Source organism: [Phormidium] sp. LEGE 05292 (genome assembly GCF_015207735.1).
Classification (GTDB): Bacteria; Cyanobacteriota; Cyanobacteriia; order Cyanobacteriales; family Aerosakkonemataceae; genus Floridanema.
Map to the genome: position 1 here is coordinate 40,476 of NZ_JADEWG010000020.1, position 26,558 is coordinate 67,033.

Consider the following 26,558-nt stretch of genomic DNA (forward strand, 5'->3'; position numbering starts at 1 on the left):
TCATCCTATCTATTTGCCGCTCGATTTAGTACGGAACTTGGATACCACGTTGCTCATACTATATTTTTGGCGATCGACTTGTGCTGGAGGTTGAGCGCCCAGTGGTGCATTTTCTTTTGGTTCGTCAGCTTCTTTAAGAGTCAGGCTGTCGATCACAGCACGTACTGGAGTTCCATCAGGCAAAAACATGGTTAATTTATAGTTAAGTTTTTCCACAAAACAACGCCGCAAGTAAACTCGTTTACCCCACATAAATTGATAAATGGGCGGACGTTCTTTGCCTTGGACAAACTCAACTGCTGTTCTGAATCTATTAATGTATCTTTGAACAACATCTTCTCCTGATTCGTAAGTATCAAACAAAATTTTATTAATTGTAACTTTGTAAGCTTTTACATGAGAAAAACTCACTTTAGGTTGTCCTTTTTCTTGAGTACGTGCCCCAGGGCTTTCGGCTGTTTCAACTACGCCCTCAAATACTAATTCGGTGGGGTTAAACATAAATTCGATCGCAGGTACACCATCATTTGAAATCAGTGTTGCTTTGACGAGATTCCCGGATTTATCTGATATTGGCGTAGTTTTGCTTGGTAACATACATTCTCCTAAATCATTGTGTAACTTTTACCTGTTTAATCGTCCTGCATAATAGCGTCCTTGACGCTCTCGTTCTATCTCTAACCGCTGTCGAATTAAATAATAGACTTCTCTGGTAAGGATTTGCAACTTATTATCAACTGCGGAAACTTCGCCAGTTTCATCTGCTGTGCGCGATCGCGGAGTTGATTTTTCAGCTAATTTGACTTTAGCAGAAGTTCCAGATGATGAGGTGATATTGCCTAACCAAATGGGATAGCCTACGCAACTTTTACCCAGACGCTCTTGTTCGATTTCTAGCCTTTGTCGCAATAAAGTATAAACTTTTTGAGCCAGCATTTCTAATTGTTCATCAGAGATAGAGGAAGCTTTGCTATAGATATTTACTGTTAGCTGTTGCTGAGTTTCTTGACTATTTCCTAATGTAGAAAGCTCGAAAGTGGCAGAAGAATCAGAGTTAGCGATACTGGGTGAGGAAAGAGTATAATATGACTGCGGAGATTCTAGTGTAAATTGCTCGTTTATATCTGGTATTCTTGGAGAATTTTGGCCTAACAATTCGGATATATTTGACCATGAATCTGGTACATCCTTAGCAGGATTATAATTCATGGTTTGCGAAGTTTGTTGATTATTATTAACTGTCTCGTCTACTTCGGGAGTTAAAGCTAATTTTGGCAATATAAAATTATTTTGATTGCTGAGAAGTTTAGAAAAACCTAAAGGATTGAGAGGAAGAGAATTTTCTGTAGTTTCGGTGGGATTTTCACCGAGTAATTCGGAAATACTTGACCATGAATTTGGTATATTATTAGCAGTTTGGGAATTGATTTCTGGCGATTTTGTTTCTGTTGGACGGGAGATATTAGGTATGTTTTCTTCGGAAAATTTTGAGATTTTTACAGGAGAATTACTAGATGATGTTGGTGTTTCTTGGGAAGTGGCAGATGTATTTATAAAATCTGTGATTAATCCTGAAGTTAGAAAGTCAGATTGTTGAATTAAAGGTTTGGATAAACCCAGAGGTGGGAGAGATTTTAAACTTTGACCCTCTAGGTATGGTTGAATTATGTTTTCTTGAGATGATGCAAGAATTGGTTCTGATGGATTTGATAATGTAGTTGTTTGAGATGGTGCAAAAAAGTCTGTTTTATTTAAAGCAGAGGTTTCTTTAGTTGATGGGGTGACATTGGTGGTGTTTAAACTTGGGGAGATGGCATCAGTGTTAATTGCGTCGTTGGTTGTAGGTGATGAAGCAGCAATATTTGATTGATTGTCTCTCTCTGTTTCTGATTGTGGAGTTACATTTTCGGCATCAGTAGTGATTTCTAAACTTGGGGAAATTAGATGGGGTCGGGAAATGGCATCACTGTTAATTGCGTTGTTATTTTCAACATCAGTAGTAATTTCTAAACTTGGGGAAATCCGATGGTGTGGGGAAGTGCCATCACTGTTAATTACGTTGTTGGTTGTTGGTAATAAAGCAGTGATGTTTGATTGATTTTGTGCCAATTCTTCTGATTGTAGAGTCTGATTTTTGCTATTGGTAGTAATGTCTAATTTTGGGGAAATTAGATGGGATGAAGAGGTAACATCACTATTAATTGTGTCGTTAATTGTTGGCGATGAAACAGCGATGTTTTGTTGATTTTCTGCCAATCCTTCTGATTGTGGTGTAATATTTTCGGCATCAATAATGGTGTCTAAACTTGGGGAAATGCGATCGCCGTTAATTGTGTCGTTAATTGTTGGCGATGAAACAGCGATGTTTTGTTGATTTTCTGCTAATTGTTCTGATTGCGGCGTAATATTGTTGGCATCAATGGTGGTGTCTAAACTTGGGGAAATGCGATCGCCGTTAATTACATCGTTGTTTGTTGGCGATGAAAAAGCGATGTTTTGTTGATTTTCTGCCAATCTTTCTGATTGTGGTGTAGTATTTTCGGCATGGGTGGTGGGTTCTAAACTTGGGGAAACCAGATTTGATGGAGAAGTGGCATCGCGATTAATTACATCGTTGGTTGTTGGCGATGAAAAAGCGATGTTTTGTTGATTTTCTGCCAATCCTTCTGATTGTAGAGTCAGATTTTCGGCATCGGTGGTTTCTAAACTTGGGGAAATACGATCGCCGTTAATTGCATCGTTACTTGTTGGTGATGAAACAGCAATGTCTGGTTGACTTTCTCCAAATCCTTCTGATTGTGGCGTTTCAGTGGAGGTGTCTAAATTTGGGAAAATTAGATTTGATGGGGAAGTGGCATCACCGTTAATTGTGTCGTTAGTTGTTGGTGATGAAACAGTGATGTCTGGTTGATTTTCTACTAATCCTTCTGATTGTGGCGTAATATTTTCCGCAATAGATGGGGTGATATCGGTGGTGGTGTCTAAACTTGGAGAAATGCGATCGCCGTTAATTGTGTCGTTAATTGTTGGCGATGAAAAAGCGATGTTTTGTTGATTTTCTGCCAATCCTTCTGATTGTAGAGTCAGATATTCAACATCGGTGGTGTCTAAACTTGGGGAAATACGATCGCCGTTAATTGCATCATTAGTTGTTGGTGATGAAGCAGTGATGTCTGGTTGATTTTCTGCCAATCCTTCTGATTGTGGTGTAGTATTTTCGGCATGGGTGGTGGGTTCTAAACTTGGGGAAACCAGATTTGATGGAGAAGTGGCATCGCGATTAATTACATCGTTGGTTGTTGGTGATGAAAAAGCGATGTTTTGTTGATTTTCTGCCAATCTTTCTGATTGTGGCGTAATATTTTTGGCATCGGTGGTGTCTAAACTTGGAGAAATACGATCGCCGTTAATTACATCGTTGTTTGTTTGCGATGAAACAGCAATGTCTGGTTGATTTTCTTCAAATCCTTCTGATTGTGGCGTAATATTTTCAGCATCGGTGGTAGGTTCTAAACTTGGGGAAACCAGATTTGATGGAGAAGTGGCATCGCGATTAATTACATCGTTGGTTGTTGGTGATGAAAAAGCGATGTTTTGTTGATTTTCTGCCAATCTTTCTGATTGTGGTGTAATATTTTCGGCATCGGTGGTGGGTTCTAAACTTGGGGAAATGCGATCGCCGTTAATTGCATCGTTGGTTGTTGGCGATGAAACAGTGATGTCTGGTTGATTTTCTGCTAACCCTTCTGATTGTGGCGTAATATTTTTGGCATCGGTGGTGTCTAAACTTGGAGAAATACGATCGCCGTTAATTACATCGTTGGTTGTTGGCGATGAAACAGTGATGTCTGGTTGATTTTCTGCTAACCCTTCTGATTGTGGCGTAATATTTTCAGCATCGGTGGTGTCTAAACTTGGGGAAATACGATCGCCGTTAATTGCATCATTAGTTGTTGGTGATGAAGCAGCAATGTTTTGTTGATTTTCTGCCAATCCTTCTGATTGTGGTGTAGTATTTTCGGCATGGGTGGTGGGTTCTAAACTTGGGGAAACCAGATTTGATGGAGAAGTGGCATCGCGATTAATTACATCGTTGGTTGTTGGCGATGAAAAAGCGATGTTTTGTTGATTTTCTGCCAATCTTTCTGATTGTGGTGTAATATTTTCGGCATCGGTGGTGGGTTCTAAACTTGGGGAAATGCGATCGCCGTTAATTACATCGTTAGTTGTTGGCGATGAAACAGCGATGTCTGGTTGATTTTCTGCCAATCTTTCTGATTGTAGAGTCAAATTTTCGACAGTGGATGGGGTGACATCGGTTGTTGTTTCTAAACTGAGATTGATTTCTGATGAGGATTCTATTGATGGTATTCTTGTATTTTGAATGGTTGTAGCAGGAATTTCTGTCTCTACATTAGACTGAATAACCGGGGGATTTGATGGTAAAGTGGATAAGGGTACGTCCATAGCCGCACCATCACCCACATTTAATTCTTGCCAATCTGCTTTCACTACATCTGAATTAAATGTTTCCTTACCACTTATCTGCGGTTTGTTTAATGATTCAGCTACAGATCGAGAAATCAGAAAGTCTGACTCTTGAATTAAAGGTTTTGATAATCCTAAAGGTTTGAGACTGGCTATATTTTCTGTTTGACTTGTTTGACTGTCTAAAGAAGCTGTTAGCAAAACAGAATTTGATTGTTTATTTTCGCTATTTTCCGATCGTCTAATAATTGGTTGTTGAAAATTTTCCTGTGATGATTCTGATAAGTTTGATTTAGTAGCAAATTCAGTAACCGGAGTTGAAAATTGATTATCAAAAAAATCATTGGTTAAATTAGAAAAAATTTCCCCTCCCCAATTTCCCATATCCCTTTGTTCACCAATATAAGCAGTTTCTTGCAATGAGAATTGGAGAAACTGACTTAGTGGCGTTAAATTCTGTGCCACTGAAGTTACAGATTGACCCAAAGGACGCAACGATTGTAACGGTTGAAAACTTCCTCCTAAAGAACTAGGTACAAGTAAAGGATTTGGCAAACCAAGAGGCTTTAAAGACATGAATTATTTCCTCCAATAGCTTTACCTGATAGTTAGAGGAAAAATCCTGAAGCATGGCGACCTGAGTTAAGTGTAGTAGCACCACCACCTTGGGATTTAGCGATTTTTAATCCTTCATAAGCTAGAGTTAATTCTTCAATAGCAACTGTGTTGGAATTTGCTTGTAATGCTGGCGCTTTCCAACCAACGGGAACAGCACCAAGTAGAGTCCAGCATTGCATGGTTTCCCCTGCTTGATTAAACAGTAAAATATTCACATTTCGCCGTTCTTTTTTAGGCCCACTCAAGATGTTTGTTACCCAATCCCAAAATACGAAATCGTCAGTTAGACCACGTTTTAGGGTGACATCTGTATACTCAGCTTGACCTAATATTATTCTTTGTTGGTCGTTAACTCCGCCTTCAAAATAAGCTTCGCGTTTAATTTTCACCCCCAAACCTGAACACTCACTGAAAGATGCGGTAATACTACTTTCCATTTCTACGTAAAAGCGATTTGCTGTTACGTAATTGAGTTCGTGAGTGATGACACCATTTTTCGACATTAAAGTAACCCCTTGTAGTTGCAAGAGCGATCGCGTTGATTGCGTAAATCTTCTAACATTAATTCATAAACTCGGTTGCTCAATCTCCTCAATAATATCGGATCGAGCGTAATTTTCTCGACTAACTGGGAAATTTCTGGCTTTTCATTTTTATTCATCTTTTATCTATTAAATAACTTTCCAATGGCACTAATCCAGCTTCCAGTAACAAACGTTGACCTTCTTCGGTTTTTAGTAACTCAGCAAATTTTTTCCCAGCTTGGGAACGATTTTTGTTTTTGGGGTAGACTACTACTAACTTATACATTAAAGGATAACTTCCTGACTCGAAAGCTTTAACGTTAGGCCAATAGCTTCCTTTATCATTACACAAATCTGTTGTTGGTTCTATAGGTTTGACATCATTTTGCATCTGTCGGACTAAAGGCTGAATTTCTTGGTTTTTTTCTCCCACTGCTAAAGGATAAACTGAACATTGACCAAAAATTCTGCTAAGAAGACCAAAACCAATTCCCACTGTCTTTTTATTTTCAAAATCATTTAAAATCTGCTCCAAAGTATAAGTTTCATCATTTTTTCGGTCATTAATCTTTTTGGTTAAGTCCGAAATTGCTTGACTCCATTTTCTATAGCCTATAGCATAGCGTTTTTTGTCGATTTCTACTCTTTTTTCCGCTAGTAGACGTTGTTTATTTTCTAATTCTTCTTTTTTGTTTTTTTGTTTTAGTTGCTCCAATTCTTGCGGTGGTTTATCTTTGAATACTAACTTCTCAAAAAGTTGTATTGCCAGAGGATTATCAGGAGGTAAATAAAGTTTAATATTATTAAATCCTTCGGGTAAAGACCAGTTAGAAATTTCCCCTTTTGTGTATAATTCGCGTAATTGATCTAAGGTAATTCGACCATCTAAAGCATTAGGAATATTTTCTTTTCTTTTGTTGTTACTAAAAGCTACAAATACTACTAATCCGTCATAAGCAACTACCTGCTGTTGCAAGTCACTAGGTAAATTGTCAACATAAGTAGTCAGTGCAAAGTCTGCTTTCCCCGATCGCACTTCCTCTATTAAATCCCCAGATGAATTATTAAGTGTATAATTTTGTAATCTCGCTTCACGATTTTTGATTTCTTCGACCAAAGTTTTTGTATAAGAACTTAAGCTGGAATTGTTCAGGATATAATCCCATGTTCCGTCAGCTTCTGTAACGTATTTAGTCTCTCCACTCGGAACTTTATCCACTTTGGCAAAACAGCAGGGATGAGAAGGAGAACCAATAATTGGTAAGGGAATTTCATCTGCATTACGCAAAGTTAGCCAAATAATTCTTCCTAAAACCCCTGCCAATATTGCTAATACCAGAGCCATCAATAGGGTTTTTACAACTCGCCAATTTTCGTGTTCTTCTTTGTCAGAATTTTCTATTAATACAACAGAAGTTTGTTCTTCAATTTGTTCCTTTAATGGTAATTCTAAAAGTGCTTGACGAGCGTCATAAGCACTGGCAAATCGCTTATCTATCCCTAAAAGGCGATGAATAAATTTTTTAAGTGGTGCATCTTTAATCGGAAGCCAATGTTGCTCAATTGTAGGATCGAGAGGTTGTCCAAAAATTCGATCGACAGTTCCCCCTGACAGCAGATAAAAACAGACATATCCTAAATCTTGTAAATCTTTCTCCGGTGAATGAGTAGGGATTTTAGTATTAGGTGGTTTAAATAGGTCTTCCCACAAAGCTAAATCCGATACATAAATGAAAAATTGTGGTTCATCGATCGTATTTTGATTATTGGTTACAATCAGCAAACTGTCCAAACTCAAATTACCATGAGGTAAACCTTGCTGTATTTCATCCGCAGAAAACCGCAATCTTTGGCTATGAAGAAACCAGAGAGTTTGCAGGATTTGATAGAGAACTTGCCGCACTTGTTTGCCAGACATGGGGCCATTATTAGCCAAATACTCTCTGAGTATTGTGCTATTATTAATAGTTCGATCGAGAATTAAATAGCAACTTCTTTCATTAGTTGAAGCTACCGCATCCCAAGGACTAATCAAGCGAAAATCCTGTCCGCCTCCATTTTTTAAGTTTATCCTAGCAAGCCGATCGAACTTTTCCTTACGTTCCTTAGCTTCTTTTTTATTAAATTCGCGATCGGATAATAAATATTCTTTTATAATAACTGGTTTATTATTAACAACTTGCACTCCATTATATAAACGTACTCTTTCGCTGTCTTTAACTAAATCATCAATTCGATATCTTCCTCTCCGACCACCACGAATCTCTTGATTCTTTGGCAAAATTGGGACAATATCTCCACGATAAGGCTGTCTTTTAGCCAATCTTTCTGCAATAGCTATTTTCATAGCATTTGCTGTCTCTTTTGGTTCGATAACTGTTACTGAACTCTCTACCTGTCTGGCATTAATTGTTGGTACTGAAATATCTTTGTCTTTATCTTGACCTCTTTTATTCTGACCTATTTCTATGTTTTCATAAATATTTTGGAAACGGCGCATAGCCATTCGAGAGGCATTTTCCACAGGGTAACGAATGAATGTTGTCACCTCCCGGACGCGGATTCCAACAGAATTAATTAAATCGGTGAGCTTCACCCTTATTCCTCCCCAATTGGTAATTTTTTACTCCTTAATTTATGAGGGTTTTGTAGATTTATCTGACTCTACATTTGCCTCTTCTAATTCATTTATTTGACGATAAAATTGATGCAAATAGTTGAGATCGCAGGCAAAAAGATCCTCAATTGTTGCCGGAGTAACTTCCTCTAATGCCCCTAATTTAGTAATTACGCGAGAGAGGATTATTACCGTAGAATAAGCAGGATTTGATTTAACACGGGGGTCGCGCAAAGGAACAATTTCATCTATTGCTCTGGCTAACCGCATCACACCTTTACGATGCAAATTCCCTTCCGAGTCAAGATACCCTTTGGGTAAAGTAAACTCAAATTCTGTTTGAAACATTTAAACTTACTTTTCCCGTATAAACTCTTCAACAGCCACTTCCATTTCTTCTATTTGCAACTCCCCACCACTGGAATTCAAATCAGAAGCGATATAACTGGTAGGCCAAGCTCCTTGAAATTGAAATATTGCTTGTGGATTCCCAGCTTGATCGTAAATAGTTAAAGAACCATCTCGACGTTGTTTAGCCCAATTTCCTTCTTGAACAGCATTGAACCATTGCCACAAGGTTGAGGATTTAGTCATACCTCGACGCAGAGTTATATTGTTAGTTTTAACATTTCCTGGAACTTTAGTGCGAACAACCTGACCTGATTTAGCTTCTCCCCATCTCCGGGGAGTTACTTCACAAACTTCGATCGCTTCTTGAGTGCGCTTAAAGCCTTTACATTCAAGAAAATAGGCATCTACTGGTTCAGTGCTACCATCCAGTTTTAGTTCTATATAAAAACGACAATTTGTGAGAATTTCGGGAAAGTCATTAATTAAATTTGCCATTTTATCTTTTTAGTAATTTGTAATTAAAAAGGGGAATCTTGATGGGGATTTACAGGATTTATAAATTTACTAGATTTCTTGAATTAATCCTGACCATCAAGTAAATCCATAAATCCTGACCTTAGAATTGCCTATTCCCCAAACCCTATTCCTCAAATAGCTACTGCACTCGTTTAATCCCTTCATGGACTAGAGTTAGAGTTTCGTTAGCCACGTCATTTGCTCCGGCTTCCAGCTTTGGCCCTTCATACTTTGTGGGGTAAGCATTTTGCAATTCCCAACGGGCTTTCATGTCTCCGCCTTGATCGTAAACTGTCACCGAAGCGGCTTTACGATTTGCTGACCAATCTGACTTACCGCCGTCATTTTTGTTGCAATCTTCATACCACTTATAAAGGTCTTTATTTGTGGTAGCTACAACTTTGACAGTAACAGGTGTAAATTTGACTCTGGTAGGCGCAGCTTGACGTAAATTCATGGCGTTTTTACCTGAACCTAAAACTTTGTCGCCGCCTGCGGCTGGGTTTTCTGCACTTAAGCCGGAAACTTCGAGAATTTGCTTATCTGTTAAACCGTCAGCTTCAAAGTAAAATCTACAACTGACTAGTAATTCATCTGCCATTATTCAACCTCTTTGCTATAAATTACTGTTTGGAAAAAAGTTTTATTGTTCGTCTTGTCCACTCCACTGACTGATGCGGAAGATCACAAATTCAGCTGGTCGAACTGGACAAACTCCTACTTCGATATACAATCGACCTAGAATCATTGTGTCAGGAGTGTTGAGAGTTTCATCGCATTTAACATAAAATGCCTGTTCAGGCGATGCTCCAAATAAAGCTCCTTCTCGCCAAAGTCGTTCTAAAAAGTTGCTGACAGTACGACGCACTCTTGCCCATAAGTCTTGATCGTTTGGCTCAAATACAACCCATTGAGTACCGAGTTCGATCGACTTTTCAATATAACTCATCAAACGGCGCACACTGATATAACGCCATTCCGTTTTTTCTGGTTCTACTAAAGTTCTAGCTCCCCAAATTTTAATCCCTCGGTTGGGGAAGGTACGAATACAATTAATACCTTTGGGGTTTAATATTTCTTGTTCCCGGAAGTTGCAATCGTAGGATAATCCAATTACGCCGCGCGGAGTTTCGTTTGCTGGTGCTTTGTAGACACCCCGCGTTTCATCTGTGCGCGACCAAACGCCCATCATGTGTCCGCAAGGAGGTACTAAAATTGGCTTGCCAGCATTGCGGGGATTGGGTACTTTAATCCAAGGATAGTAGAGTGCGGCGAACATAGAACGACGGTTGAAGTCGTTATCCAGCCAATTAACTACTTGTTGGGGCTTAAGGCGATCGGGCGGCGTATCCAAAACTACCATGCGATTTGGAGGATTGGGAGCAGAATTTTCGCACAAACTCACCATTAACTCCATTAAACCGTGAACTTGATCCTCGTTGAGCAAGCCTGCTTGATAAGCTCGCATTAAGTCGGGACAAGCCACCATTGTTACTTCGTCAATCTCGAAGAGTCCTTGGATACCGCTGCGATCGTCCCGCACTCCCTGCACATATCTAGCTAAGTTTTCTTGGGTAGGCAAAATCGGGGGAGGACTGACTTCAAATAAACCATCTGCTGGTCTTCGGGCTAAGGGCAAACCCTTTTGTGTCAGATCTGTTACCAATATATACTGAGATTCTTCCAGCTTGGTAGCTACATAGTCTCCGACATCTGCCTGAACTTCCCGATCCATTGTCAGGTTTTCGTACCTTTCCAATTCTTCTCCATCTCGTTTGATAACTACTGAGAAGAATTCTGCTGGTACTGGTGCGGGAACATTTGGGTCTTCTGGGTCAGATTTGGGTTCAGAAGGCTGAATTTCTACAGTAACCGCCCCATTTTCTGCTTCTTCCGGTTTGAGGATAAATTGCAAAGATTCCCGCTTGCCATTAGTTTTGATGGTCAAAGCAGTTGATTCAGTATCGGGTTGAATAGTTTCCTCAGATGTTTTAGGCAGTGAAGTGCCAATACTAACTACCCAACACCTAGCCCCTCCATTTAAAAACCAGCCATTGACAGCAAAGGGTAAGTAAGCATGAAAATCTGTAAATCCATCAGAATTTTCCCTGGCAAAGTATTCCATGTACTGGTTCCAACTGGTTACCAACATCGGCTTGCCCAGTTCGGCTCCGTTACGTATTGCTTCAGTAAAGCCGATAAAGCCAGCAATGTTAGTCTGTACACCTTCGATCGGACGACTACCCCTGTCAATTTCTTCGACATACACGCCAGGGGCAAAGTAATCTAGTCTCGCCATAGATAATTTTCCTTAAATTGGGAATTAGGCTGGGTACGGAGAAATTCGGAAATCTAAGTTTAAAACCTTAATCTAACCCAAAAACAATTCAGTGTCATTATATATTTAAGTTAAAATCCCCTGGAAAATAGCTAATGTCAAATGTAAAATTTTGTGTATAAATAGGGCATTATTGTACTTAAGTACAATTTAAAAATTGATATATCAATACGCCAATTTTTCTTTTTATCAAAACTAAAGTGATTTTTGTAATAAAAATTTTTATTTGGCGATTGATAGTGAAAAGTAAAAGTAAAAATAAAATATATGAGTAATTATTTAGCGATCGCTACTGTCACAGCTACTCTGCAAAGAATTCTGCAAGCCGCTGTCCAAATCGATGTTCCTGGTGCTAGAGTCACCACAGTTCGCCCCGACGCTTCTGGAAGTGGAACACCAGAGGTAGGAGTTAACGTATATTTATACCAAGCTACCCCGAATCCAGCTTGGCGCAATGCCGACTTACGCACTCGCCGCCCCAAAGGAGATTTAATTAAGCAAGCGCAAGCGGGTTTAGACCTTTATTACATCATGACTTTTTATGGCAATGAGGTAGAGTTAGAGCCTCAACGTTTATTAGGTAGCACAGTGCGAACTATTGTTGACCAGCCAATCTTAACGGCAGAAATGATTCGTGACACGATAAATAATCCAACTTTTAGTTTTTTGACTGATTCTAGTCTTGCCGAACAAGTAGAGCGAGTCACTATTGTTCCTTCACCCATGACAACGGAAGATTTGTCAAAAATCTGGTCTGTGTTTTTTCAATGTCCTTATGTGCTTTCCTTTGCTTGCCAAGGTAGTACAGTATTAATTGAAGGTCAAAGAACTAGCGGCAGAGCGTTACCAATACGCAGTATTGATTATTACACTACGCCTAATCAACCTGCGATCGAGCAAGTAACGGGAGAAGCTGGCTCGAATCAGCCAATCGTAGCTAATAGTATCTTAGTTATTCGTGGTAAACAGTTACGGGGAGAGCTAACTCAGGTAAGGATTGGCGATGCTAAATTAACGCCGCAAAAGTTGACGGAAAGGGAAATTCGGTTGGATTTGGCTTCATTACCAAGCTCAGAAACTGGTAGTTTGCGGGCTGGTGTACAGAGTTTGCAACTGTTGCATCCAATACCAAAACGTAAATCTTATGAACCCGATCGGGCTGTCGGATCTAATGTAGTACCATTTGTGTTATGTCCGACAATTACAGCCGATGTAGAAGTTTTGCAAGCGACGGATAATGGGGATGAGTTGTACTCAGCAGAAGTGAGAGTGCAAATTGATTTAACAGTTGGTAGAGAGCAGAGAGTGTTATTGTTTTTGAATGAGCGATCGCTCCTCATCCCAGCAGCTTATATCTTTGCCGCCAAACCCCGCAATACTAATACCAATTTAATTGTGTTTGCAATTTCAGATGTTAAACCAGGAGAATATTTAGTGCGAGTGCAGGTGGATGGTGCAGAAAGTCTCTTGCGAGTGGATACCGATCGAGAAAGTTCAACTTATGAGCAGTATATCAGCCCAAAGGTGGTGATTCCATGAATACAGGAAGTATTGATTGGCAAACAGCTAACTGGAACTACCTTTCCACAGCTTTAAGCTTGGTACGTCAGGCGTTGGAACAAAGGAGCGGGGGAGCAGGAGAGCAGGAGAGCAGGGGAGCGGGGGAATATGAAGAGATTTTTAACGCTTCATTTGCGTTAGAGCAGCTTCGCAGTAAATTTGGTTTATCGGGTTTTGAACGAGATTTGCTGTTATTGTGCGCTGGCATGGAATTAGATGCAGGTTTTGCCAGTTTATGTGCTAATGCTCAAGGAGATCGGCAATTAAGCTATCCTACTTTTAGTTTAGCAATGTCGGCTTTATCAAAAGCACATTGGAGTGCGATCGCACCGCACAGTCCGTTACGCCGCTGGCGACTAATTGAAGTTGGCGGTGGTAAAACGCTGATGACCAGTCCCTTGCGAATTGATGAGAGAATATTGCATTATTTAGTAGGAGTAGATTACCTAGACGATCGCCTAAGAGGAATAATCGAATCGTTATCAGCTAACGAATATCTCGTACCATCGCAACAAGAAATAGCTGAAAAGTTAGCTGGTATATTAAACAATTCCGTTTCTAATTCTCCAATTTTACAATTAGTTGGCGAAGAAGTAGCGAGTAAAAGAGCGATCGCTCAAATTGCTTGTAGCATCTCAGGAGTAAAAATAGCAGTGATCTCTGCCAATGCAATTCCAAATACTACCACTGATTTGAATAATCTGATTTTACTTTGGCAACGAGAAGCACAATTAAATCGAAGTGTTTTATTGTTAGATTGTGATGAGTGGGGAGGAAACGATCCAGCCAAAGAAAACGCACTGGTTCAGATGATAGAAAATATTAACACACCATTGATGATTACTAGTCGCGATCGTCGTCGTGCAGGTTTACGTCCATTAATCACTTTTGAAGTAGTAAAACCCATCAAACAAGAACAAATTGCCATTTGGGAAAACGCTTTGGGCGACATTGCACCCGGTTTAAACGGACAAGTAGAAATATTAACATCCCAATTTAATCTTAGCGCACCCAGTATTTATGCAGTTTGTACAGAAGCTAAAACTCAACTAAAAGGTAACGAAAATCAAATTGCCAATTCCTTATGGAATATGTGTCGCACTCAAGCTCGTCCTCATTTAGACGAACTAGCGCAACGTATCGAACCTGCTGCTACTTGGGATGATTTAGTATTACCAGAACCGCAGTTACAAGTGTTACGAGAAATTGCTGCTCATTTACGCCAACGTACCAAAGTTTATGAACAATGGGGATTTGGAAAAAAGGGAGCAAGAGGATTAGGAATTAGTGCTTTATTTGCAGGTTCTAGCGGTACTGGTAAAACCATGTCAGCGGAAGTTTTAGCTGGAATTTTGCAATTAGACCTTTACCGGATCGATTTGAGTTCTGTTGTTAGTAAATATATTGGAGAAACCGAGAAGAATTTACGGCGCGTATTTGATGCAGCAGAAGGCGGCGCAACTATATTATTATTTGATGAAGCGGATGCGATTTTTGGCAAACGTTCCGATGTGAAAGATAGTCACGATCGCTATGCAAACATGGAAGTCAGTTATCTATTGCAACGGATGGAAGCTTATCAAGGGTTGGCGATTTTAACTACTAATTTGAAGGATGCGATCGATACAGCTTTTTTGCGAAGAATTCGGTTTGTAGTTAAATATCCTTTCCCCGATGCACAACAAAGAACCGAAATTTGGCGGCGCATTTTCCCCAAGAATACACCAACGACCGGGTTAGATTTTAACAAATTAGCGCGGTTAAATGTTGCAGGGGGAAACATTCGTAATATTGCGTTGAATGCAGCTTTTATTGCTGCTGATAGCGGTGTTCCTGTGATGATGAAACATTTATTAGAATCCGCTAAGAGTGAATATATGAAATTGGAAAGAGCTATAACTGATCCAGAAGTTAAAGGTTGGGTATAACATTTTATGATTACAGTCAAGTTAAGAATTGTTTAGAATAAATTAATAACTTATAAATATGTAAAAATGAAAAAATTACTGAACTCTAAGTATTTAGTGTAGAGGCGGAGTATGAGTATGCGATCGCAAATCCAGAAAAAACCCGTATCCAGTTCTTATTCTCCGCCTGCACAGAAAGAGAGTTCTTGGCAGCGACCTTTTAGCGACCCAGTTCACGATGCAAAACAAGACGGAACAGTACAATCAAAAATAGCTCCTGGCGCTGGCTTCAACTTAATGCAGATGAAGTTATTTCCCGATACCCCAACAGCAGTGCAAGCAAAGCTGAGTGTAGGCGCACCAGGAGATAAGTACGAACAAGAAGCAGACAGCATGGCTAGTAAGGTAATGACCATGCCTGCACCGGAAAAAGAGGAACCTATTCAGCGAGAAGTACTTCCAGAGGAAAAAAAAGAAGAGGAAGTTCAAACCAAGCCTTTAACAGCTACAATTTCGCCATTGGTACAACGAGAAACTGCACCCGAAGAAGCGAAAGAAGAAGAGGAAGTCCAAACTAAAGCACTCTCCAATCCTACTATTCAGCGAGAAACTACTCCAGAAGAACCTCAAGAAGAAGAAGACTTGCCAGTACAAGCTAAGGCTGAGTCAGAGGGAAAGTCTTCCCATAACAGCAATTTAGAGAGTCAGTTGAATGGAAGTAAGGGAGGTGGAAGCCCTTTACCGGATGAGGTGAGAGCCTTCATGGAACCCCGCTTTGGTGCCGATTTTAGTGGTGTGCGAGTGCATACCGACGGTGCAGCAGTGCAAATGAACAAGGAATTAGGCGCTCAAGCTTTTGCTCACGGTAGCGATGTTTACTATGGTGCGGGGAAATCTCCTGGTAAAAATGAGTTGACGGCGCATGAGTTGACCCATGTGGTGCAGCAGACGGGTGGGGTGCAGAGCAAATATTCAGCCGATGAAGAAAGGTCACTACAGCGATCGTTCGATGTGTCATCAGCCTCAAGAGTAATTCAACGGGACGGGGAAGATGGCAATTTAGATGGTGGTTACAGTCGTGCCGAGCGAAGTGACTTGGACGGTGGGCTTACACCGAATCCAAATGCAAAAAGCACTCGGTGGTCAGTGTCATCGGGTATCTCCCTTGGTGCTAGTATTGGCCCTGCTGGAGGACAAGGCTTGTTGCTAAATTTGAAGAACCTAAATAATGGGTATAGTTATCCTTTGACTTTTATGAGTGCTGGCCTTGGTGGTGGATTGAAAGGGGGTTTCAGTATTGCGACTCCAAGCGAAACTGAGTTTACAACTCCACTCATCGGGGTTGATGACTTCAGTTGTTTTGGTAGCCTCAAGACGATCGATCTCACCCCAGGAATCGGTGCATCAGAGGCTTTCATCAACTTATGGGGTGTCAATACTAGTCCCAACCAGATCGACATCGGTGGGATGCAGGTTGGGGTGAGTGCTGGAGGCGGGGGTTTCATCGGAAGGTTTTCAGCTTGGAAGTCTTTCGGGAAACCATCTTAAACTTAGGACAAATTTGCATCAACTTAGATAACAAAGGAAGTTAAGACATCAATCCGGTTTAGGTGGCACTTCAATGGGTGGCAATTGCTCTACATTGGAAGGTGAAGGTGAGGTGCTTCCTGGTGAAGTTCTTCCCGGTGAAACTCCGGTTCCAGGTGAAACTATTCCAGGTGAAATTGTTCCAGGTGAAATTGTTCCAGGTGATGATGTTTGAGGTTTGCTTAAACTACTTGGTTCAACTGTTTCGATAACAACTGATTGGGTTTTTTCCTCACCAGCTTTATTCCTCACTTTTAAGGTGATTGTTTGACTGCTGGGTGGTTTACTTAAGGGATAAGAAAGATCTCCTTGAGGTTGAACATTACTTCCTAAAAGTTCAACTTTAATATCTTCACCTGACTCTACTTTCCAAGATAAAATCACATTGGCTTGTTTTCTTTCTTTGTTGATCGGAAAGATTATTTTTCCTTCTTGATCGACATCTCGACCATTTACTTTAAAGTAGACAATATTAACAGGTGTGGGGGGAATGGGTTTAATTTTGATAGTGGGTGTATTTTTATTAATTTCTGGTTCTGGTGTTCCTTGCTGGGGAATAACTGTTAGTTTGAAAACGTAGTCACCAGCTTGTCGAGCATCTGTCGGGACGTTTTTACAAAGTAAATTTGTTGTCAATGTACATTTAGTAGGTAAGTTGTTAGTTGAGTAACGTTTTAAGGGAATTGCGATCGATCCATCTAAAGCCAAACCTACAAGTGTTAATTCTTTAATATTGCTGGCGTTACTAATTTCCCAATTCAAGAGAATTTGTTCATTTTTAGCTACTTCATAAAATGGTTGGCTAGAAGATAATTCAGCAATTTTTGGTATAGGTGCAGCTTTAATTATAATAGTATTAGTTTCTTTAACCTGAGCAGGCTGATTTTGGTCGGATCTAGAATAGACTTCGACTTTATAAGTAAACTTTCCTGGTTTAGTGGGAATTAAAGGAATATTTTGGCAATTGAGAATAGATAAATTATTAGCTGGTGCAATGTTAGCAGAATTATTTTGGTTAGGACTTTGAGATGAGGTTTCTTGAAAATTACATTGCCTAAAATCAAAAGTATTTTTTGTCACTGATCCATCACTTGCTTGTTCTATAAGTTTTACTTCTTTAATTTGGCTGGGATTACTGATTTTTAAATTCAAAAGGACTGGTTCCTTTGCTTCATAGCTAGTTTTATTTAACGATAATTCCTCAATTTTTGGCAGAGGAATAGGAGGTGCTGGTCTAATGGTAATAGTATCTGTTTCTTTTGAGTCAGAAGGTTGAGTTTGGTCTTGTTGTGAAAATGCTTCGAGTTTGAAAGAGTAAGTTCCTGCTTTTGTTGCATCCGTGGCGACTCCTTTACAAATTAGTACATCTTGGGAATTAAGAACATTCAATTGTGGCTGAAAATCTTTAGGTTGGAATTCTTGAGGAATACATTTAATAAAGGACTTTTTGATAGGCTGTCCCTCACCTCCTTGTTGAATTAAAATCAAATTTTTTAGTTGACTAGCATTAGCTATTTTCCAATTTAGAATAACTCGCTCATTGTATGCTTCTTGATAAACCGATTTTGTCGGCAGTAAATTAATAATTCTTGGGGTAATTATTGGCTTAATTGTCACAGTATCAGTCTCTTTAGAATCTGAAGGCTGATTTTGTCCTACTGGATAAAGTTCTAGTTTAAAGGTATAGGCACCTGCTTTTGTAGTTTTTGTTGGCACAGTACAAAGCAGGTTTCCTTGCACAGGTTTTTGGCAAAATTTCTGGGATAATTCATTGTAATCATAACTAATAACTTCTCCTAATCCTTCCCGGCTTTGAGGAATAATCTTTATAGTTTTAAGCCTATTAATGTTTTCAAATTTCCAATTTTTTGATTGCACATTACCAATTTGAAAATTTAAACTAACTGGCTGTTTATTAACCTCTGCATAAACATTACTTACAGGCTTAAGAGTGTCAATTTTTGGTTTAACTAATAGTTGTTGCCATAAGAGAAATGCACCCATCGAGATGATTCCCAAAGCTAACAAAATTAGCAGAAAAAGTGGGAGCCAAAACTGCCACCAAGGACGCGGTTCCCATATTAATGTTCCTTGAGGCAATTCTTTAGGTAAGGGTGGCAGTTTGGCTGTTTCAGGTAGTAATAATAACTTGTGATTTTCCAGCCCGATACCAAAATTAAATTCTCTTCCTTTCCCCCAAAGCGGACGAAGCCACCACTTGCGAGGTTGAACTTTTAAAGGAATATTATAAATATACCCTGGTAATAATTCCACTGGGGAAACTTCAGGAGTATAGGCGAAGAGTTCTTCTCGATCGCTAGCAAAAATGGCAATTTCGCGTCTAATATTTCCTTGGTTAAATAACTTGACTTCAAATACACCCGATTGAGATGGTATTCTCAGTAAGAGGGGATTTAATTCTAATTTTAAAGTTTCATCGGGAAGAATTTGCAAATAAACCACATCTAGCAGCACTAAATCTTCTTTATTGCTGGATATGACGCGGATAGTAGGAAAGTAATTGCCTGCTAAAGTATATTGTGGTGGGTGTAGAAATAGGGTGATTTCACCTGTACTATTCGGTAGCAGTTCTAATCCATCGGTTTCTTTTACTAAACCGGATACTTCTAAGCGGCTTTCTGGGTAGTGAACAGTAAACCAATCTGGTGTTAATTCTGGACAAGTTAAATAAAAGCGATCGACTCTTTTCGAGCGATTTTCCACGATAACTTTTATATTGAACTGTTCTCCTGCTTTGAGTAGATAAGGATTAGCCGAGTTGGTGAATGGTTGTAAAGAAAATGCTGGTTCATTTCCCCATTCCGCATCTTGATCCGATCGCAAAACCCGCAGTTGTTGCGGACGACGAAAAACTTTATCAGGGTATTGAGATTGAGCCTCTATAAGAATTTCATAATTGTATAAATCTGGCGTTGCTTGGGGAGGTACTTCAAAAGTTAAAATTACTTCCTTGCTTTCTTTTGGTTCTAATCTGAGAGGATTTGCTTCGTTGAAAATACACCAGGATAATAGAGGTTCGGATTTTTCATCAATGGCGGCAATCCAAATGTCAATATCCGCTTTTTTATCGCCCAAATTTTTTACGGCAACGCGACGTTTAGTAGTAGTTCCACGTTTGACTTCGTTCGCACCTGCTAATAAATCTTCGATAAAAAGAGGGTTATTTGCAACTTGCATTGTCCTTTACCTCTTCACGATATAGTCTGACTCGGTTGTTATCGTCACCAGTAGTGATAAATAAATGATTATTGATCGCTTTTATATCAACACTATTGAGCTTTATATCGGGGAATTGGGCAATAATTTTTCCTGTTTGGTATTTTGGCGATCGCATCATTTCATCGCTTGACCAGAGCATTACTCTACCATCATCTCCTCCGCTTACTAAATAGCAACCATTTTGGGTTATAGCAACCGAACGAACAGGTTGAACGCGATGGTTGGTATTTCCATTACGCCACCGTGCTAGTTTAGCATTGCTACATTCTAATGTCTGAACTACATTTTTAAAAGCATCTGTTTGTAGAGTTTGGTCTTCTTCCTTATTCAAGTTACTCTGATTAGTAACAATACATTGGCGTATTATATCCAGGTTCCAAAGAGTAATATACCCTTGGTTATCAGCAATTACTAATAAATCTCTGGCATTAGCTGTTTTGTCAATATTTTTATTTGCCTCAGCTATTGCCAAACTAGTTATGTAATGATGCTGACCTATGACTGGGTTAAATTCGGAGTCTTTTTGCCAATCCATCCAATTATATTCTAGGTTGTATATCCTTCTATTAACCCAATCCCAAAACGCTAATTTATTAAATCTCCCGGCGACGACAACCAGACTACCTGGCTGATTCAAACTTTCACTCACACCCAAAGCTAAAGTCGTAAATTTCAGTTCTGCTTCATCTTTTATCTGCTCTGTATCCACATTCCACAGTCGAATATAACCACTACCATGAGTGCTAAATAAATAGCGAGAATCAGAAGTAAAATCTAGGTCAAAAACTCGATCGTTTTTATGATTTTTTTTGAATAGTGTTGCTTTAATCTCCTTTGATGCTACATCCCAAAGTTGAATTTCTCCTGTTTCCAATCCGGCGGCAATTATATTGTCTGGTTTTGGTCTTTGGCGAATCACGCGCACAGCTTTTTGAGTTTTTTCTTGTGCATTTACAATATCTTGATACCCCAAACCGCTACTATCTTGTAACAAGCTATTGTCTACTTGCCAGCGACGAATTGTTTGGTCGTTGGAACCACTGATTACTGTACCCGCAATCCCAATTAACCGCACAGAATTGACTGGACCTTCATGGTAAATTGGTGGATTTAAATATTTTAGTAACCAAAGCAGCAACAATAATAAAAGTAAGCCTACAACTTGAAGCAAAAAAGGAACGATCGGCAAAATTTGCAATTCTAAAACTTGGCTACTGGGGTGAAGAAGAATCTCGTTACTAACTTTTGCAGGATCGGCATTAGTTAAAATAGGTGATACTTCAAATAATAATCGCCTTTTGAACCCTAATAGGGGTTGTTGTTTTTTGGCTACTAAGTACATTGGTTTGGTTTCACCTGGAGCGAGTAGTACTCCATCAGGAATAACTAAACCGCATTGTTTTCGGTCTTTTTCGGAAATTTGGATGTTGACTTGCTGATGCAAATTGCTTTTATTTTCAAATAGTAGTTCGTAAGTAGCCAATTTCAGTTTTTTACTATAAATTTTACCCTTTTTACTAGGAATTACTTGCAATTTATTGTTACAAGTAAACTCCACTGTTCCTTGAGGAAGAATTTCTAAACTTCCCCGCTCATGAGGAGTATGAGTACTATGATCTGCATTAGCTTCTATTAGAAAATCGTATTTTTTGCTGAGAGTTTCTGCATTAATTGGTGGCTGACACCAAAAACTAGTCTTTTCCGAGTCACCTGCATCTATTTGCAAGTTTCTCACAGTTCCTTCTCTCATCCATTCGGGACTTAATCCAGAAATACTAACTTTGACATTAGCAAATTTTTGACTTAAGTTGTAAGCTATAACTGGAATTTCTACAAGATTACCAGGATAAACTTTCAGTCCTTTATTGATTAGGTAAATTTTTAAAGGTTTTCGGGCTTTTTGAATTGTAAGTTTTAACTTTTGGCTAGTAAATATGCTGGCAAATTCAACTGAAAAAATTTTTAATGTTAAGTCAATTGTTGTGTCATATACTTGGATCGGAGGTTTGGTAATTACTACATGAAATTTTGTACTTGCACCTGGGGGTTTTTTGACACAAACTTCAGGCTCTAAAGTATACCATTTTAAGTTTGAATGAGCATCTGCTCCAGGAGTTGATAGTTCTATTTGAAAACTGGTAAATTCCTTGCTTTCATTGACAACAGTAACGTCAAATTCGTTCTCACCATTGCCAATCTCATCAGCAGAATCTGAGGCAATATCTGGGATTAACGTGAGTTGCTTTTTAGAAACTATCGCCTTAACAAAATTTGGCATTTTGAAATCTCTCGGCTAATCTAAAAATATTAATCTATGGGTATAATTACTGCGCTAATTGTGTTATTTGTCGCCGTAACCAAGCAAAATGCAAAAAGTTGATGCCCAATTCTTGAGCAGTACGAATATCATTTCTATCAAGGGAAAGATCTTCATCTATTCCCCAAGCTGATGATAAATTTCCGATTACCAAAATAATTCCTCCTCCGCTCTCAATCTCTATTGATTGTTGACTAATATTCGGTGGTACAGCAAATAAAAAAGGCTGGGTTCGTAATGGATGATGACGACTCATTTCTTGCCAAGATAGCAAGTCTATATCTAGTTTATTTGTAATTATTTTGTGAATGTTTTCGATTAAAAAGGAATTGTTTGTTGGAGTTTCTATGAGAATTATGCCGCCTGTTTTTAAGTAAATACTAAGCGTGTGTAATTCTTCTTCATTCAGATTAACTACCTGCCAATCTGCGAGGAAAAATAAGTCATAATCTGCGATCGCTCTTTTGTTTTGTAAACTGACTTGTCCGATTTCTGCTACTCCTTGCAAAGCGGGATAAAGTGAAGTTATCGATTGCATTAAGTAGGAGAGATTTTCTCGATCGCGATCACTCAATTTCTGCATATCGCTGTTGTACCAATCATCAGCATCGCTATATTTCATTTGAGCTAAATTTACCACAGCTTCAGGTCTAGCTTTCGCTAGTAAACGATAGCGTAAATCTATTTCATTAACTTCAGGAAATAACACATCTTTCGGTTTTTGCAGCTTTACTGTACCAGGCTGCAATTCAATGCGACATAATTCTATTTCCTTTTCATTTGGGGGATTAGTTTTTTCATCAAACCGAAACCATTCTCTTAGTACTTCGACATCTTGTTTGCGCTCTGGATTTTCCGGCTCAACATAGCTCACAACCAAGTAAACGGTTAAAGTTCCAGTAGTAGGTGGTGCAGTAGCGATGCGAAATTTTCGATTTACAGCTGGATTAACAATTATTGGGTTTCCTTCTAGATCGATCGCAATACCTGGTTGCACTTCTAACCAACGCTGATCCCGAAATTGTGCAGGTGCTTCTTCAGGAGGCTCAATCAATTTTACTCCCAATCCACAAACAATTCCTGGTTGATTGAGTGACTGATAATGAACATTTTGACGACGACGCTGATATTCATGAGCCATCAGCCAACGCTTGGCATTCATCATCAAACTGTCATAAACATGAAGACGCTCGAAAGGCTCAATGCGGGGAGAAGAAAAAAATTTTTGGTTCATAAATTAAACTTTTTGTCAGCTAGTATAATTGATTACTAATTTTTGTTTATTAAACAAACTCAGCAACTACCTTTGCTACCATCAGGCATAATTGTGCCGCATAGATTGGTATTACTACTCAACTCAATTCCATTTAATTTTGCTCCCTTAAGGTTAGCATTTCTCAAATCCGCTCCATTCAAATTGACACCACTCAAATCAGCATTATTTAAATCAGCATCAATGAGAATAGCATCAGTTAGATTGGCATTCTTAAAATTAACACTACTCAGATTAGCTTTATTCAAATTAGCACCGCTCAAGTCAGAATCACTTAAGTCAGCACCACTTAAATTAATTCCACTCAAATTAATTCCTTGCAGCTTAATTCCTCTCAGATTAACGTCTTTAAAATTAACACCAGTCAGGTTAGCACCTCTGAGGTTGGTACTACTCAAATCTATTCCCCTTAAGCTGATATTCAATAAATTAGCACTTCCCAAATTAGCTCCATTTAAAGTAATTCCTGTGAGATCGGCATTCTTTAAGTTAGCACCTATTAAGTTAGTATTACTCAAATTAGCCTGACTAAAGTTAGCTCGACTCAAATTAGCTTGATTTAAGTTTGCTTGATTCAAATTGGCTCCGCGCAAATCAGCACTAGTGAGATTGGCATTTTTCAAATTGGCAGAGGTTAGATTAGAATTCCTCAAATCGGCAATAAATAAGTCCGCTTCCATTAAGTTAGCATTATTTAAATTAGCTTGACGCAAGTTAGTTCCATTCAGTTTAGCACCGCTGAGATTAGCATTTTCTAGATTAATATTGCTCAGATTAGCTCGATTGAGGTTGGCTCCTGCTAAATCTGCTGCCTTCAAATCTCGAATGCCAATCTTTTGATTTACCAATTCCCAGACTGTGCGCCATTTTTTATCAATCGAAGTTTCATTATTGATTTTACTATCTTTAAGATTGGTTCCTCTGAGATCGGCATCTTTTAAATCAGCGGTGCTGAGGTCGGCTTCTGCCAAGTCTGCATTCTGTAAATTAGCATTTCTTAAGTAAGCATTGCTTAAATTGCTACCTCTTAAATTGGCGTTACTAAGATTAGCACCCTGCAAGTTGGCATCCCGTAGGTAAGCACTCGTTAGGTTGGCATTACTAAGATTACATCCAGGACAGTTTCTGGTTTCCCGTAGCCTTTTAATAACAGGGGAATCCTGAGCTAAAACTGAACTAGTTAAGCATAATAGCAGAAGCGTGAAGAAGATTCGTAGGCGCATTATTAAAAAATATTGTGCTTCATTAGCAGCCAAAATGATTTTGTTATATTTTAGTTTAGTTTAGTTTAACTGCACTAAAAATCACCTAACAATAAATAAAATGTAACCGTTTTTACAAGTATATTATTTACTACTACGGGTATCAGTATTATGGTGTCGTGAGTTAATAAGATTAAAAAAAGGTAAATTTATGAAAAAAGTTTGGGAAAAGTTTGGCCTCATCACTTGGGTTATAAGTAGCGTTTTTCCTTCTAGCGCCTGGGGAGTCAGCAGTTATCAAAATTTGTTAATTAATTCTCAATTAATAAGCAACGAATTACTATCCCAGGCACAATCAAATGAGTTTAATTATAAAGATTTTAAATTTTGGGCTTCTCAGTGTATTGTATTAGAGAGAGAAGAAAAGTATGATGAAGCTATAACGGCTTGCGAAAGAGCGATCGCACTACACCCCAAGGAGAAAAATATAGAAATCTGGGCGGCTCGAAGTCATGCTTTATTAAAGTTAAAGCGTTATGCAGAAGCGGTAGCTTCTTATGATTTATTATTGCAAAGATCGCCTAAAGATTCTCTAGCGTGGACCCAGCGCTGTGAAGCATTGCAAGAATTGGGCAATTATGAAGAGGCGATTACTTCTTGCGAACAAGCTTTAAGAGTTGATGGGAATTGGGGAAATGATTCCCCGGCAGCTGCTTGGTACAATAGAGGTTTGGTATTAAAGAAATTAAAACAAAATGAAGATGCTTTGACTTCTTTTGAAAGAGCCTTGACAATCGATCCAAATTATTCTGTAGCTTTAGTAGAACAATGCGGAATTCTATTAGATTTGGCACGATATGAAGATGCGATCGCTGTCTGCGAACAAGCAAAAATTAGTAACCCAGCTGTTGCTTTAAATAACATAGCTGTAGCACAGGAGAAATTGGGAAAATTACCAGAAGCGATCGCTTCTTATGAACAAGCTTTAGCCAGCAATCCTAATGATGCAATCGCTTGGACTAACCAAGGTATTTTGTTAGAAAAATTAGGGCAAGATGAAAAAGCACTTACTTCTTATAATAGGGCAGTTCAAATCAATCCTAAATATTCTCTAGCTTTATTGAACCGATGTGCTACTTTAAACCGAATTGGTAACTATAAACAAGCACTTACTTCCTGCGAAAATGCACTTGCAGGGGATGGAATTTGGGGTGGTGCAAGTCCGGCGCAAGCATGGAATCAACACAGTGGAGCACTCATTGGATTGAAGCAATATCAAGAAGCGATCGCCTCAGTAGAGCGATCGATCGATATTAATAGTAACTTTGCAGAAGCTTGGAATAATAAGGGTGTAATTTTATGGCATTTAGGAAAATATCAAGATGCTTTAGCTTCCCTGGAAAAAGCCTTACAAATTGCTCCTGAATACAGCCAAGCTTGGTTTAACCAAGGAACAGTTTTCAGTAGCTTAAACAAATATAACTCAGCACTGGAAGCTTATAACAAAGCTTTATTAACTAATACTAACTTACATAGCGATCGTCTAACTTGCATTGATATTTTAACTAACAAGATAGAAGAACCTTGGAACGCCAAACAGTATGAAACCCTACTGGACAGCAACAAAAAATTTTGTGCTAATATTTTAGCCAACAGAAGCGTCACTCTCTGGAAATTAAAACAAAATGAAAATGCCCTCATTTCCACTAATCAAGCTATACAACTCAATTCTCGATCCTTTGAAGGTTGGTACAATCGAGGCACTGTATTATTGGATTTGCGACAATACCGCCAAGCTCTAGAATCATATAATCAAGCTGACAACATCAATCCTAACAATATTTATGTCTTAACTGGAAAAGGTATAGCTTTAGAAGGACTTGGGGAAGACCAAAAAGCCTTAGAAGCCTTTGAAGCTGCTTTGAATATAGATCCTGATTTTGCGCTAGCCCAGCAAAAAAAAGATAAATTGTTGGAAAATATAACAAATAAAATTGCCCCACTGTTAACTAACTACTAA

General features: G+C 38.9%; 17 protein-coding genes. 4 read left to right on the top strand and 13 right to left on the bottom strand.

The window, feature by feature from the left end; all coding sequences use genetic code 11:
* Window positions 1–9: 9 nt before the first annotated feature.
* The 9 genes from IQ264_RS08350 to IQ264_RS08390 form a co-directional block, all read right to left on the bottom strand.
* Window positions 10–597: a hypothetical protein gene (locus IQ264_RS08350; protein WP_193980298.1), complete on the bottom strand. Its 588-nt coding sequence runs from the start codon at window positions 595–597 to the stop codon at window positions 10–12.
* Window positions 598–624: 27 nt separating this feature from the next.
* Window positions 625–5,064 carry a hypothetical protein gene (locus IQ264_RS08355; RefSeq protein ID WP_193980299.1) on the bottom strand — a complete coding sequence of 1,480 codons (4,440 nt, stop codon included), beginning with the start codon at window positions 5,062–5,064 and terminating at the stop codon, window positions 625–627.
* A 32-nt stretch (window positions 5,065–5,096) separates the two neighbouring features.
* Entirely contained in the window at window positions 5,097–5,609 is a 513-nt protein-coding gene (locus tag IQ264_RS08360; protein WP_193980300.1) for a phage tail protein, read from the bottom strand.
* Window positions 5,609–5,767 carry a hypothetical protein gene (locus IQ264_RS08365; RefSeq protein WP_193980301.1) on the bottom strand — a complete coding sequence of 53 codons (159 nt, stop codon included), beginning with the start codon at window positions 5,765–5,767 and terminating at the stop codon, window positions 5,609–5,611. Before IQ264_RS08365 ends, IQ264_RS08360 begins: the two co-directional genes overlap by 1 nt.
* Window positions 5,764–8,226, bottom strand: coding sequence for a substrate-binding domain-containing protein (locus tag IQ264_RS33665; RefSeq protein WP_193980302.1), 2,463 nt, complete (start codon window positions 8,224–8,226; stop codon window positions 5,764–5,766). Before IQ264_RS33665 ends, IQ264_RS08365 begins: the two co-directional genes overlap by 4 nt.
* 39 nt (window positions 8,227–8,265) lie before the next feature.
* Window positions 8,266–8,595, bottom strand: coding sequence for a hypothetical protein (locus IQ264_RS08375; protein WP_193980303.1), 330 nt, complete (start codon window positions 8,593–8,595; stop codon window positions 8,266–8,268).
* A 6-nt stretch (window positions 8,596–8,601) separates the two neighbouring features.
* The gene (locus tag IQ264_RS08380) at window positions 8,602–9,093 is read right to left on the bottom strand and encodes a phage tail protein (protein ID WP_193980304.1); all 492 of its coding nucleotides are present in this window, start codon (window positions 9,091–9,093) and stop codon (window positions 8,602–8,604) included.
* Window positions 9,094–9,253: 160 nt separating this feature from the next.
* Window positions 9,254–9,715 (bottom strand): phage tail protein, encoded by a 462-nt coding sequence (locus IQ264_RS08385; protein WP_193980305.1) that lies wholly within the window; start codon window positions 9,713–9,715, stop codon window positions 9,254–9,256.
* Window positions 9,716–9,757: 42 nt separating this feature from the next.
* Window positions 9,758–11,413: a phage tail sheath family protein gene (locus tag IQ264_RS08390; RefSeq protein WP_193980306.1), complete on the bottom strand. Its 1,656-nt coding sequence runs from the start codon at window positions 11,411–11,413 to the stop codon at window positions 9,758–9,760.
* A gap of 306 nt (window positions 11,414–11,719) precedes the next feature.
* Here IQ264_RS08390 and IQ264_RS08395 point away from each other — a divergent pair, with 306 nt between their 5' ends.
* The 3 genes from IQ264_RS08395 to IQ264_RS08405 all read left to right on the top strand — a co-directional run bounded on the left by IQ264_RS08395 (window position 11,720) and on the right by IQ264_RS08405 (window position 16,467).
* Window positions 11,720–12,991: a DUF4255 domain-containing protein gene (locus IQ264_RS08395; protein WP_193980307.1), complete on the top strand. Its 1,272-nt coding sequence runs from the start codon at window positions 11,720–11,722 to the stop codon at window positions 12,989–12,991.
* Entirely contained in the window at window positions 12,988–14,940 is a 1,953-nt protein-coding gene (locus IQ264_RS08400; protein ID WP_193980308.1) for an ATP-binding protein, read from the top strand. The genes IQ264_RS08395 and IQ264_RS08400 overlap by 4 nt, the downstream gene beginning before the upstream one ends.
* Window positions 14,941–15,051: 111 nt before the next feature.
* Window positions 15,052–16,467, top strand: a complete 1,416-nt coding sequence (locus IQ264_RS08405) for a DUF4157 domain-containing protein (RefSeq protein ID WP_228061372.1) — start codon at window positions 15,052–15,054, stop codon at window positions 16,465–16,467.
* A gap of 48 nt (window positions 16,468–16,515) precedes the next feature.
* On the opposite strand, the gene IQ264_RS08410 is transcribed toward IQ264_RS08405, so the two are convergent.
* Genes IQ264_RS08410 through IQ264_RS08425 form a run of 4 tightly spaced genes read right to left on the bottom strand, consistent with a single transcriptional unit; the run spans window position 16,516 to window position 24,559 of the window.
* Window positions 16,516–19,704, bottom strand: a complete 3,189-nt coding sequence (locus tag IQ264_RS08410) for a hypothetical protein (protein WP_193980309.1) — start codon at window positions 19,702–19,704, stop codon at window positions 16,516–16,518.
* Window positions 19,688–22,024 (bottom strand): hypothetical protein, encoded by a 2,337-nt coding sequence (locus IQ264_RS08415; protein WP_193980310.1) that lies wholly within the window; start codon window positions 22,022–22,024, stop codon window positions 19,688–19,690. Before IQ264_RS08415 ends, IQ264_RS08410 begins: the two co-directional genes overlap by 17 nt.
* 46 nt (window positions 22,025–22,070) lie before the next feature.
* Complete coding sequence (locus IQ264_RS08420; protein WP_193980311.1) at window positions 22,071–23,297, bottom strand: DUF4159 domain-containing protein; 1,227 nt, start codon at window positions 23,295–23,297, stop codon at window positions 22,071–22,073.
* A 59-nt stretch (window positions 23,298–23,356) separates the two neighbouring features.
* Window positions 23,357–24,559, bottom strand: coding sequence for a pentapeptide repeat-containing protein (locus IQ264_RS08425; RefSeq protein ID WP_193980312.1), 1,203 nt, complete (start codon window positions 24,557–24,559; stop codon window positions 23,357–23,359).
* A 190-nt stretch (window positions 24,560–24,749) separates the two neighbouring features.
* Between IQ264_RS08425 and IQ264_RS08430 the strand changes: the two genes are divergently transcribed.
* Window positions 24,750–26,558: a tetratricopeptide repeat protein gene (locus IQ264_RS08430; protein ID WP_193980313.1), complete on the top strand. Its 1,809-nt coding sequence runs from the start codon at window positions 24,750–24,752 to the stop codon at window positions 26,556–26,558.

Excerpts from the sequence above, each read along its gene's own strand:
- IQ264_RS08350 (WP_193980298.1), bottom strand. The coding sequence starts at position 597 with ATGTTACCAAGCAAAACTACGCCAATATCAGATAAATCCGGGAATCTC.
- IQ264_RS08355 (WP_193980299.1), bottom strand. The coding sequence starts at position 5,064 with ATGTCTTTAAAGCCTCTTGGTTTGCCAAATCCTTTACTTGTACCTAGT.
- IQ264_RS08360 (WP_193980300.1), bottom strand. The coding sequence starts at position 5,609 with ATGTCGAAAAATGGTGTCATCACTCACGAACTCAATTACGTAACAGCA.
- IQ264_RS08365 (WP_193980301.1), bottom strand. The coding sequence starts at position 5,767 with ATGAATAAAAATGAAAAGCCAGAAATTTCCCAGTTAGTCGAGAAAATT.
- IQ264_RS08375 (WP_193980303.1), bottom strand. The coding sequence starts at position 8,595 with ATGTTTCAAACAGAATTTGAGTTTACTTTACCCAAAGGGTATCTTGAC.
- IQ264_RS08380 (WP_193980304.1), bottom strand. The coding sequence starts at position 9,093 with ATGGCAAATTTAATTAATGACTTTCCCGAAATTCTCACAAATTGTCGT.
- IQ264_RS08385 (WP_193980305.1), bottom strand. The coding sequence starts at position 9,715 with ATGGCAGATGAATTACTAGTCAGTTGTAGATTTTACTTTGAAGCTGAC.
- IQ264_RS08390 (WP_193980306.1), bottom strand. The coding sequence starts at position 11,413 with ATGGCGAGACTAGATTACTTTGCCCCTGGCGTGTATGTCGAAGAAATT.
- IQ264_RS08395 (WP_193980307.1), top strand. The coding sequence starts at position 11,720 with ATGAGTAATTATTTAGCGATCGCTACTGTCACAGCTACTCTGCAAAGA.
- IQ264_RS08400 (WP_193980308.1), top strand. The coding sequence starts at position 12,988 with ATGAATACAGGAAGTATTGATTGGCAAACAGCTAACTGGAACTACCTT.
- IQ264_RS08405 (WP_228061372.1), top strand. The coding sequence starts at position 15,052 with ATGAGTATGCGATCGCAAATCCAGAAAAAACCCGTATCCAGTTCTTAT.
- IQ264_RS08410 (WP_193980309.1), bottom strand. The coding sequence starts at position 19,704 with ATGCAAGTTGCAAATAACCCTCTTTTTATCGAAGATTTATTAGCAGGT.
- IQ264_RS08415 (WP_193980310.1), bottom strand. The coding sequence starts at position 22,024 with ATGCCAAATTTTGTTAAGGCGATAGTTTCTAAAAAGCAACTCACGTTA.
- IQ264_RS08420 (WP_193980311.1), bottom strand. The coding sequence starts at position 23,297 with ATGAACCAAAAATTTTTTTCTTCTCCCCGCATTGAGCCTTTCGAGCGT.
- IQ264_RS08425 (WP_193980312.1), bottom strand. The coding sequence starts at position 24,559 with ATGCGCCTACGAATCTTCTTCACGCTTCTGCTATTATGCTTAACTAGT.
- IQ264_RS08430 (WP_193980313.1), top strand. The coding sequence starts at position 24,750 with ATGAAAAAAGTTTGGGAAAAGTTTGGCCTCATCACTTGGGTTATAAGT.